The organism is uncultured Reyranella sp., assembly GCF_945957355.1.
Lineage (GTDB): Bacteria > Pseudomonadota > Alphaproteobacteria > Reyranellales > Reyranellaceae > Reyranella.
Window position 1 is genome coordinate 427,403 of the sequence record NZ_CAMFKM010000003.1, and the last position, 9,443, is coordinate 436,845.

Annotated in this window: 7 protein-coding genes and 1 tRNA gene; 3 read left to right on the forward strand and 5 right to left on the reverse strand. The window is 67.0% G+C overall.

Features of this window, described 5'->3' with window-relative positions:
- Positions 1-127 precede the first annotated feature (127 nt).
- Entirely contained in the window at positions 128-442 is a 315-nt protein-coding gene (locus tag Q0Q48_RS07815; RefSeq protein ID WP_295136315.1) for a hypothetical protein, read from the forward strand.
- Here Q0Q48_RS07815 and Q0Q48_RS07820 read toward each other — a convergent pair.
- Positions 402-1,613 (reverse strand): TCR/Tet family MFS transporter, encoded by a 1,212-nt coding sequence (locus tag Q0Q48_RS07820; protein WP_295136317.1) that lies wholly within the window; start codon positions 1,611-1,613, stop codon positions 402-404. The two genes, Q0Q48_RS07815 and Q0Q48_RS07820, sit on opposite strands and share 41 nt — an antisense overlap.
- Before the next feature lie 147 nt (positions 1,614-1,760).
- Here Q0Q48_RS07820 and Q0Q48_RS07825 point away from each other — a divergent pair, with 147 nt between their 5' ends.
- Complete coding sequence (locus tag Q0Q48_RS07825; protein WP_295136319.1) at positions 1,761-3,632, forward strand: nitrilase-related carbon-nitrogen hydrolase; 1,872 nt, start codon at positions 1,761-1,763, stop codon at positions 3,630-3,632.
- Between the two features lie 911 nt (positions 3,633-4,543).
- Here the strand turns inward: Q0Q48_RS07825 and Q0Q48_RS07830 are convergent.
- Positions 4,544-4,620: transfer RNA gene (locus Q0Q48_RS07830), tRNA-Pro, on the reverse strand.
- A gap of 108 nt (positions 4,621-4,728) precedes the next feature.
- Here Q0Q48_RS07830 and Q0Q48_RS07835 point away from each other — a divergent pair.
- Positions 4,729-5,985, forward strand: a complete 1,257-nt coding sequence (locus Q0Q48_RS07835; protein ID WP_295136321.1) for an MFS transporter — start codon at positions 4,729-4,731, stop codon at positions 5,983-5,985.
- 6 nt (positions 5,986-5,991) lie between these two features.
- On the opposite strand, the gene Q0Q48_RS07840 is transcribed toward Q0Q48_RS07835, so the two are convergent.
- The 3 genes from Q0Q48_RS07840 to Q0Q48_RS07850 form a co-directional block, all read right to left on the reverse strand.
- The gene (locus tag Q0Q48_RS07840) at positions 5,992-6,600 is read right to left on the reverse strand and encodes a glutathione S-transferase family protein (protein WP_295136323.1); all 609 of its coding nucleotides are present in this window, start codon (positions 6,598-6,600) and stop codon (positions 5,992-5,994) included.
- Positions 6,601-6,667: 67 nt separating this feature from the next.
- Positions 6,668-8,002: a Rieske 2Fe-2S domain-containing protein gene (locus Q0Q48_RS07845; protein ID WP_295136348.1), complete on the reverse strand. Its 1,335-nt coding sequence runs from the start codon at positions 8,000-8,002 to the stop codon at positions 6,668-6,670.
- Positions 8,002-9,336 carry a Rieske 2Fe-2S domain-containing protein gene (locus Q0Q48_RS07850; protein WP_295136325.1) on the reverse strand — a complete coding sequence of 445 codons (1,335 nt, stop codon included), beginning with the start codon at positions 9,334-9,336 and terminating at the stop codon, positions 8,002-8,004. Before Q0Q48_RS07850 ends, Q0Q48_RS07845 begins: the two co-directional genes overlap by 1 nt.
- Positions 9,337-9,443 lie beyond the last annotated feature (107 nt).

The window sequence follows — 9,443 nt, forward strand, 5'->3', positions numbered from 1 at the left end:
CGGCGGGCCACCAAATCAGGTGGCCTTTGTAAGAAAGTGTATCAAGTCTCTGATTTTATTTGGTTTTTAGCCGGGTAGGCGTATCGTGCCTGGTGAGGGGCCTTTAGCGGTATCGTCAAAGGGGGACGTGACCGTGCTTATTAATCGCGATTTCGCGCGCCATCACGCGTGCTCATTTGAATTAATTTCATTAAATGACAATGGGTTGGAGGGTGATCTTCCTACTCTGCATGAGTTACTTTACCTGCGTCGCGGGCTGATCCAGCCGGGCGGAAAGCTGCCCTTGTTCGATCTTGACGGTCAGGATGTGGATCCTGCCGTCGTCAAGAAATGCCTGAAGGCAGGGTGGGCGCAGCCTTGGTTCAAGAATCCGCTGAAGCCCGACTGGCTCGTCTGCAAGCTCACGGAACTGGGGCGGCAGGTCGCGTCCGCCCCCCGGTAACGATCCACGTCACGACGGCCGCTGCCGCGAGCAGCGCACCAGCCAGCAGAAAGGCCGCACCGGGCACGCTGTCGATCGTCGAAGCGAACAGCACGGCGAAAACGCCGGGCGCAACCAGGCCGGCAATGCTGCGCGATGCCGAGGTGGCGCCCTGAAGCTGGCCCTGCTCGGAGCCGCTGACCCTGCGGGTCATCATGTCCTGCAACGCCGGACCAGCGATCCCCCAGAAGGCCATCACCGGCACGCCGGCCCAGAACCAGGGTCCGGTGGCGGCCAGCCCATAGATCGCCATGCCGGCCGCGCCGGCCAGCAGACCGACGATCAGGGCTCGCCGCGCCCCGAGCCGGCTGACGATGGGTCCGATCAACCCTCCCTGCACGAAGGCGGTGCAGATGCCCACGAAGGCGAGGGTGAGCCCCACCGTGGTCTCGCCCCAGCCGTAGCGATGGCCGGCGTAGAGAACGAACACGGCGGGCAGGACCTGGTGGGCGAAGTTTCCCAGAAAGTCCACGGCGGCAAGGCCGAGCAACTGGCGGTGCGAAGCCAGCAGCTTCAGCGAGCCGACCGAGTTGGCGCGCTTCCACGAAAATTCCATGCGCCTTTCCGGTGGCAGCGATTCCGGCAGGACGAACCAGCCGAACGCCGCATTGGCGAGACAGGCGGCGGCCGACACCCAGAACGGCAGGCGCGAATCGACGCTGCCCAGCAGGCCGCCGATGGCCGGACCGACCACGAAGCCCAGCCCGAATGCCATGCCGACCAGGCCGAACGCCTTGGCGCGCTCCTCGGGCTTCGTCACGTCGGCGATGTAGGCGACCGAGGTGCCGATCGTGGCCGAGGTGATGCCCGAGACGATGCGGCCGACCAGCAGCGGCAGCAGCGAGGGCGCCAGCGCCATGAAGATGTAGTCGAGGCCGAGACCCAGGCAGGAGATCAGGATGACCGGCCTGCGGCCGTAGCGGTCCGACAGGGCACCGAGCAGCGGCGAGCACAGGAACTGCATCAGCGCCCAGACCGTCGCGAACACGCCGAACATCTCGGCGGCGCCGGCCGTGTCGCCGCCCATGAAGCCCAGCACGATCGTCGGCAGGACCGGGATCATGACCCCGAGCGCCAGCACGTCGAGCGACACCGTACAGAAGATGAAGGCGAGGGCACGACGCGTGTTCATTGCTTTCCCGTTTGCCGGATCGATTGCTTGCAGGGCGGAAGAATGCGCCGATCTTTATCCTGTTATGCACCCGCAGGACCAAGAGGATGATTGTGAACTTGCAGCGTTGAGGCAGTATGTCTGCCGGTGTCTCGGGGAGGTGGCGTCATGTCATTCAAGTCCACTCTGGCGGTCGGGCTCGTCAGTGCGTTCTCCGTGCTGGCGGCGATCGTGCCCGCGGGTGCGCAAAGCGCCGGTGCCCGGAAGCAGGTTAAGGTTGCCGCCGTCGACTTCGTGCCCGCCTGGGGCGATCTCGACGGCAATGTCTCCCGTCTCGCCAAGGCGGCCGAAGAGGTGGCGAAGCAGGGCGTCGAATATGCCGTGTTCCCCGAGACGGCGGTCAGCGGCTACCTGTTCAGCGGGCCGCAGCAACTCGCGCCCTTCGTCGACACGATCCCCGGCAAGGCGACCGCCGCTCTGCTGCCGATCCTGCAGCGCACCGGCCTGCACATGAGCGTCGGCATCGCCGAGCGCGACGCGGCGACCGGCCTCGTCTACAACACCGCCGTGCTGATGGGACCCGGCGGCATCATCGGCAAGTATCGCAAGAACGGCCTCAACCCGCAGGACCAGAAGGTCTTCGCGCCCGGCACCACCGGCGTCGAGGTCTTCGACACGCCGCTCGGCCGCATCGCGCTGCTGATCTGCTACGACGACACCTATTGGCAGTACGCCCGCCTCGCGGCGCTGCGTGGCGCGCAGATCATCGGCTGGCATTCGGTATCGGATCGGGTCATGCCGGGGACGCCGCCGGCCGAGGCGACCGGCAATCATTCGACGGTCTCGAACGTGCAGTACATGAGCGCGCAGAACGGCGTCTGGGTCGTCGGCGCCACACGCACCGGCGTCGAGACCAACCCGATCACCGGCGGCAAGCTCTACTACAATGGCGGTTCGAGCATCTGGTCGCCGAAGGGCGAGAAGCTCGTGCAGGCGCCCGTGGTGCCGCCCGAGAACCTGCCGCCCGGCCTCGCCGGCATCTACGCGACGACGATCGCGCCGGCCGACGCCGATGCCGAGCGCGGCGCCCAACTGGCGCGCCGCCGGCCCGAACTCTATTCGCCGGTGCTGGCGCTGCATCGCAGCCCGACCGACGCCAACGCCACCGTGGCCGCGCGCTCGGTGTCGCTGGCGGCGGCGCAATGGCCCGAGGGGCCGTCGCTCCTGTCCTCGGCCCGCCCGGGCGCGGGCGAACTCCTCGTCCTGCCCGAACTGTCGGGCCTCGCCTCGGGGATTGCCGCGACCGAGGTCAGGAACCGCGCCGAGGCGCGGGGAGGGGATTTCGAGAAGGCGCTGGGCGCCGCCGCGAAGGCCGGCGCCGGCTACCTCGTCGGCAGCTATCCCGAGCGCGACGGCGACAAGGTCTATCACACCGTCGTGCTCGCGGGTCCCGAGGGCACGGTGCTGGGCCGCTATCGCGCAACGCATCTCTCCGCCGCGACCGCGGCGTGGGCCAGCTCCGGCGATGCGCCGGTCGTGGTCGACACGCCGCTCGGCCGCGTGGGCCTCGCCCTCGCCGAGGAGCTGCGCGTGCCGGAACTGGGCGGCCTTTACGGCGCCCTGCGCACCGACATCCTCGCGGCGCCGGCCGGACGCCCGGAGCCGCTCAAGGTCCAGATCGACGCCAAGCTGTTCGCCGTGAGCCATCCGCCGACCGGCCGCGCCGACTTCTTCCCCTATGCCTCGGCCAAGCAGAACCAGCTCTGGCTGGTGAGCGGCGGCCGTCGCGCCGGAGAGGCGACCGCGGCGGCCATCTACGGCCCGGAGCCGATCGTCGAGACCCCGACGCTCACGGCCCAGGCGGGCGAGGACGCCGTGCGCTACCGCACGCGCGTGCCGGCGCCGGGCACCTGGATCAACCAGCAGCAGCTCATCACCGGCCAGCAGTCGCTCTACTTCATCCCGATCGTGATGAAGGACGACAGCGACTGCGTGAAGGAGTGGCGCATGAAGGGCACGGGCCTCCTGGCCTGCAGATAGGCATTGGGAACGCTCTGCTGGTAAGCGAGAGGCTCGTCAGCCTGTATCGCGCCCGCCGCCTTTCGGGTGGCTGGCACAGAAGCCCGATCCTGAAGGTAGGGCTTCTTCGTTCTGGCTAGTGAGTCCTCACCGGACGTTCATTTCAATCTTCCACCGGCGCCCATTGCCGCGTTCGCGTCGTCCATACCGGCGGCGCCACCGTTGCCGCCCAAGGGCCCTGAATGCCCATGGGTCATCCCCGGCGCCGCCGACGGGATCGTTGGTGCGACCGGAATAGCCGCGGGCGCGCTTGGGGCGACGGCGGGTGCTGCCAGAGCCGAGCGAGGCTGAGGCGCAACGGCTCCTCCGCCGGGCGTCATGGCGCCTTGAGACAAGGCCGGTGATGTGGAAACGACGACGAACGCCAACCCACCGAGCGCGGCGCAGAACGACTTGATGCACATGGAAGCTTCCCCGCGAAGGTCGCGCCACATCGGAGTGGCTAAAGGCATGGTGCATGGTGCATGGGGCGTGAGTGTTTTGCACGTCCGAAACACGGCGGCTTCAGGGCTCGGCCTGAGCAAATTGTCGGAAGGGCTTTACATCCAGATTGCCTGATAAAGATTATCTCGGACGCGTTTTATTCTCGCTGCTCCGAAGTACTCAATCTTGCCTAAGGCCCGATCAGTAGTGTTTCCGCCTCGGATGCTCCGCATTTCCACGACCTGTGACCAGCGAATGCGCGGGAGCCGCCTAGCTGGCGGTGCCTTCAAAGAGGGGGCGCTTCCACCGTGAACCGGACGGGAACGCACTTCAGGGATTTTTCAGGGATTTCGGGGCCGAACTCTGCACTTCGGGGCCCTTGGCACCGCAATGCGAGGGGAGCGCCGATCCGGCCACCTTGCGAAAATCCAACGTTTTCAGGCTTTAAATGGTCGGGGCGACAGGATTTGAACCTGCGACCCCCAGTCCCCCAGACTGATGCGCTACCAGGCTGCGCTACGCCCCGACCGGTGCCGCCGGCCGGTCGGCCCGCGGCACGGGGGCTTTAGCGCGAATGGCAGCATTGCCGCAAGCTGCGCTTGCGCCGAAACGGACGGCAAAGGATACAGGCGCCATGATCGAATCCGGCAACCGCGTCCTGCTCTTCTCCTCCATCGGCCACGCGCTGATGCACATGATGACGGCCTTCTATGCCGTGATCGTGCTGACCCTGGCGGTTTCCTGGAACCTGCCGGCCGAGGATCTGCTGCGGCTCTACGCGCCGGCGACCATCCTGCTGGGCGTGGTGTCGCTGCCGGCCGGCTGGGCCTCCGACCGGTTCGGCGCGCCCGCGATGATGGTCGTAATGTTCCTCGGCCTCGGCCTGTCGTCGATCGCCTGTGGCCTGGTGCCGACCGGCGACACGCTGGCGCTGTCGCTGGCCCTCTGCGGCATCGGCACCTTCGGCGCCTTCTACCATTCGGTCGGCATCGGCTGGGTGATCCGCACGGCGAAGGAGCAGGGGCACGCGATGGGCGTGAACGGGCTGTGGGGCAGCGCCGGGCTGGCGCTCTACGGCATCGTGCCCGGCGTGCTGATCACGCTGGCCTCGTGGCGCGCCGCCTTCATCGTTCCCGGCATCGTCTGTCTCGCCGTCGGCGCCGTCCTGTGGGCGCAGATCCGCCAGGGCAAGGTCGGCGACCGGCCGATGCCGCAGGCCAAGGGCACGCAGGTCGGTCGCCGCGACTTCTGGCGCGTCTTCTCGGTGCTCTCGGTCACCATGGCGCTGGAAGGCGTCATCTGGCAGGCGGTGATGTTCGGCGCGGCGATGGTCTTCGAGGTGAAGCTGGCACCCGAAATCTCGGCGTTGCGCGACGGGCTCGCTTCGTGGGGCGTCGCCACGCAGATCGTGCTGTGGGTCGGCCTGGCCACCTCGATGATCTACGTGGTTTCGGGTGTCGCCCAGTATGCGATGGGCCGGCGCATCGTCGACCGCTATCCGCTAAAGGCGACCTATGTCGTGGCCTCGGCGCTGCAGGTGATCGCCATGCTGGCGCTGGCCATGGGCAACGGCTACGTGGCGCTGCTGGGTGCCATCGGCTCGGCGGTGCTGAGCTCGGCGGCGGGCCCGATCGAGAACATCCTGATCGCGCGCTACACGCCCAGCCGCTATCACGGTCTCGGTTTCGGTGCGAAGTTCGTCGTGGCCTTCGGGGCCGGGCCGCTCGCGATCCTGCTGATCGCCTGGGTGCGCGAGACGACCGGAGGCCTCGAACTTCTGTTCCTCGGCCTCGCCGTCGTCTCGGTCGTGATCACCCTGGTGGCGCTGCTGCTACCCGGCAGCGAGCGCGATACGTCGTTGCCGGCGCCCCAGGTCGCGCCCGCGGAGTAGGAGCGGCTACTTCGCGCCGCGGGCCGCCTTGTAGGAGGGGCGCGACAGGCAGCGGTCTAGCCACGCACTGACGTTGGGGACCTGGCTGAAGTCGACCTTGATCGGCTTGGCCCAGCTCATGATCGAGGCCAGGTTCAGGTCGGCGACGGTGAAGGTCGAGCCCAGCAGGTAGTCGCGTCCCTCGAGCGCGCCGTTGAGCACTGCCAGCGGCTTCGGCAACGCCTTCTGCGCCTCGGCGACGGCCTCCGGCTTGCGCTTGTCGGGGGCGGTCATGAACATGTCGATCAGGATCGTCAGCAGCGGCTTCTCGAGCTCGGTCATGCCCCAGAAGCTCCACTGGTTGCACAGGGCCTGATCCTCGAGGCTGGCCGGCAGGAAGCCGTCCTTGCCGTGCTTGGCGGCGAGGTAGAGGTTGATCGCCATCGACTCGAAGAGCTTGAAGTCGCCGTCGACGAGGGCCGGCACCTTGCCGTTCGGATTGACCTTCAGATAGTCGGGATTCTTGAGATCCTTCATCTCGACGGCGATGTGCTCGTACGGAATGCCGAGTTCATGCGCGATCCAGAGGGCGCGCGCCGCGCGCGAGGCCGTCGGTCCGTAAATCTTGATGGTCACCTAGCTGTCTCCCCAAGCCCGATATCGGCGGCGACGATAATCCAGCGCATCATGGCGGTCTAACGCTCTATTCCGCCAGCCCGTATTCGTGGCCGACATAGCCATCGCGGTGGCCGAAGCGTTCGGTCATCACCGTCACGAGATCCTTGTCCGCCGCGGCGATCCATCCGCCCGCACGCACGGCATAGTGGCGCGACGCGGCGGCCGCGCGCGGCGGTTGGCCCTGCTGCAGCGCGCGGGCCGCCGCCATCAACAGCTTGCGGAACTCGGCGATGCCGACATCCGTGGGACCGAGATGCTCGCGGGTGCGGTCCTGAATCGCACCCTGGCTGTCCTGGATGGCGGCATCCTGGTCGGACACGCCGCTGATGCCGGTGTAGCTCAGCGTCTTCTGCAGCTCGCGATCGATCATGTAGTCGTTGCGCATGTTGCGCTTCGGAACGTAATTCTCGTCGATCTCGGCATGAAGGCTGAGGCCGGAGGCGTACTTGGCGCGCTCGGCATTGGTGAGCGGCCGGTCGGGCACCCAGCTGTAGGTGTAGATCCAGCAGCTCGTGTCATCGACCGGCACCCAGGTCTGCCCGTGATAGACCTCGCCCGGGAAGGCGACCGGCACCAGCGCATGGTTGGGCGCGAGGTACTGGGCAATGCGCCAGTAGAGGTCGGTCGTGTCGGTCTTGCGGCCGGCGGCGATGACCAGCCCGGCATCGTGGCCCTGGACCCTGAATTTCGGCCGCGGATCGTCGGTCACCCAGCGGCTGCGGTCGGCGAGGCCGCCTTCCTGGCCGATCGCCGAGGTCTTGCGCAGGATGTCGAGGCGGGTCGCTTCATCCTTGGTCGGGATGGCGTGCAGGAAGGAGAAGTGCGCGGTATCGATGGCGCCTTCGAGACTCTGCACCCAGTTGCAGTCCTGCCATTTCTTGGAGACGAAGCGATGGCCGGCGGGCACGAGGCCGAGCTCGAGCTGCGGCAGTTCCGGCATGTGCTCGCGCGGGCCCATGTAGACCCAGATCATGTCGGCCCATTCGCGTACCGGGTAGGACAGGAGCTTGATCGTGTCCTTGTAGGTGGACTCGGGTGGCGAGGTGGGCAGGTCGACGCAGTTGCCGTCGATGTCGAACTTCCAGCCGTGGAAGGCGCAGCGGATGCCGCACTCCTCGTTGCGGCCGTAATAGAGGTTGGCGCCGCGATGCGGACAGTGCGGCTCGACGATGCCGACCCGTCCGTCGGTCTGTCGGAAGGCCAGCAGGTCCTCCCCCAGGATGCGGATCTTCTTCGGCGGCCCGTCGCGCTCGGGAAGTTCCTCGGAGAGGAGGGCGGGCATCCAGAAGCGGCGCATCAGGTCGCCCATTGGCGTGCCAGGACCGCTCTGCGTCAGGAACGCGTTGTCGGCAGCGAGCATCACTCACCCAATCCATACAGGTTGCCGACATAACCGCGATCGTGGCCGAAGCGCTCGGCCATGACCGTGGCGAGGTCCTTGTCCGGCGCGGCGATCCACCCACCCGAGCGCACGGCATAGCGATGCGCCTTGTGGGCCGCGGCCGGCGCTTCGCCCGAGGCGAGGCGTCGCGCCGTGCCCATCACAAGCTTGCGGAACTCGACGATGCCGATGTCGGTCGGCCCGAGACGCTCCTTCGTTCGATCCTGGATCGGGCCCTGGCTGTCCTGGATGGCGGCGTCCTGTTCGGAGACGCCGGTGATGCCGGTGAAGTTCTCGCTGAGCTGGACGCTGCGGTCGCGCAGATAGTCGTTGTCCCGGTTGCGCAGCGGCTTGTAGTCGGCGTCGACTTCGGAATGGACGTTGAAGCCGCCGCGGAACTTGGCCCGCTCGGAATTGCTGAGCGGCCGGTCGGGCTGCCAGCAGTAGGTGTAGATCCAGCAGTTCACGTCATCGACCGGCACCCACGACTGCCCGTAGTAGATCTCGCCGGGGAAGGCGGCCGGCGTGTAGGCGTGGTTGGGCATCAGGAACTGCGCGATGCGCCAGTAGAGGTCGGGCCCGTCGGTCTTGCGGCCGCCGGCGATCACCAGGCCGGTATCATGGCCCAACACGCTGAACTTTGGCCGCGGATCGTTCTGCACCCAGCGCACGCGATCGTCCGGCTTGGCCTGGTCGGCCAGGGCGGCGCGGCTCATGGCGCGGCGCGCCGCCTCGTCGTCGGTCGCCAGGACCTTGTGCAGGAAAGAGAAGTGCGATGTGTCGATCGCTCCTTCGAGACTTTGGACCCAGTTGCAGTCCTGCCACTTCTTGGTGACGAAGCGAGAGGCGGCGGGGACCAGCCCCAGCTCGAGCTGCGGCAGTTCGGGCATCGTCTCGCGCGGGCCCATGTAGACCCAGATCATGTCGGCCCATTCGCGGGTCGGATAGGCGAGGAGCTTGATCGTGTCCTTGTACGCGGATTCCGGCGGCGAGGTCGGGAGGTCGACGCAGTTGCCGTCGACGTCGAACTTCCAGCCGTGGAAGGAGCAGCGCAGCCCGCAATTCTCGTTGCGGCCGTAATAGAGGTTGGCGCCGCGATGCGGACAGTGCGGCTCGACGATGCCGACCCGTCCGTCGGTCTGCCGGAAGGCGAGGAGATCCTCGCCCAGGATGCGAATCTTCTTCGGCGGTCCGTCGCGCTCGGCCAATTCCTCGGAAAGCAGCGCGGGCATCCAGAAGCGCCGCAGCATCTCGCCCATGGGCGTGCCCTTGCCGGCACGGGTCAGGAACTCGTTGTCCGCCTTGCTGAGCATTTCCTTCCTCTTCTTCTTGGCTGCCGCTCCGGGCACTGCCCGGCGCGATGGCTCATTGGCTTGTCGCCTTGGCCAGAGCCTGATCCAGATCGGCGATGATGTCTGCA

Coding starts and splice junctions, on each gene's coding strand:
- Q0Q48_RS07845 (WP_295136348.1), bottom strand. CDS start 8,002: ATGCTCGCTGCCGACAACGCGTTCCTGACGCAGAGCGGTCCTGGCACG.
- Q0Q48_RS07835 (WP_295136321.1), top strand. CDS start 4,729: ATGATCGAATCCGGCAACCGCGTCCTGCTCTTCTCCTCCATCGGCCAC.
- Q0Q48_RS07850 (WP_295136325.1), bottom strand. CDS start 9,336: ATGCTCAGCAAGGCGGACAACGAGTTCCTGACCCGTGCCGGCAAGGGC.
- Q0Q48_RS07825 (WP_295136319.1), top strand. CDS start 1,761: ATGTCATTCAAGTCCACTCTGGCGGTCGGGCTCGTCAGTGCGTTCTCC.
- Q0Q48_RS07820 (WP_295136317.1), bottom strand. CDS start 1,613: ATGAACACGCGTCGTGCCCTCGCCTTCATCTTCTGTACGGTGTCGCTC.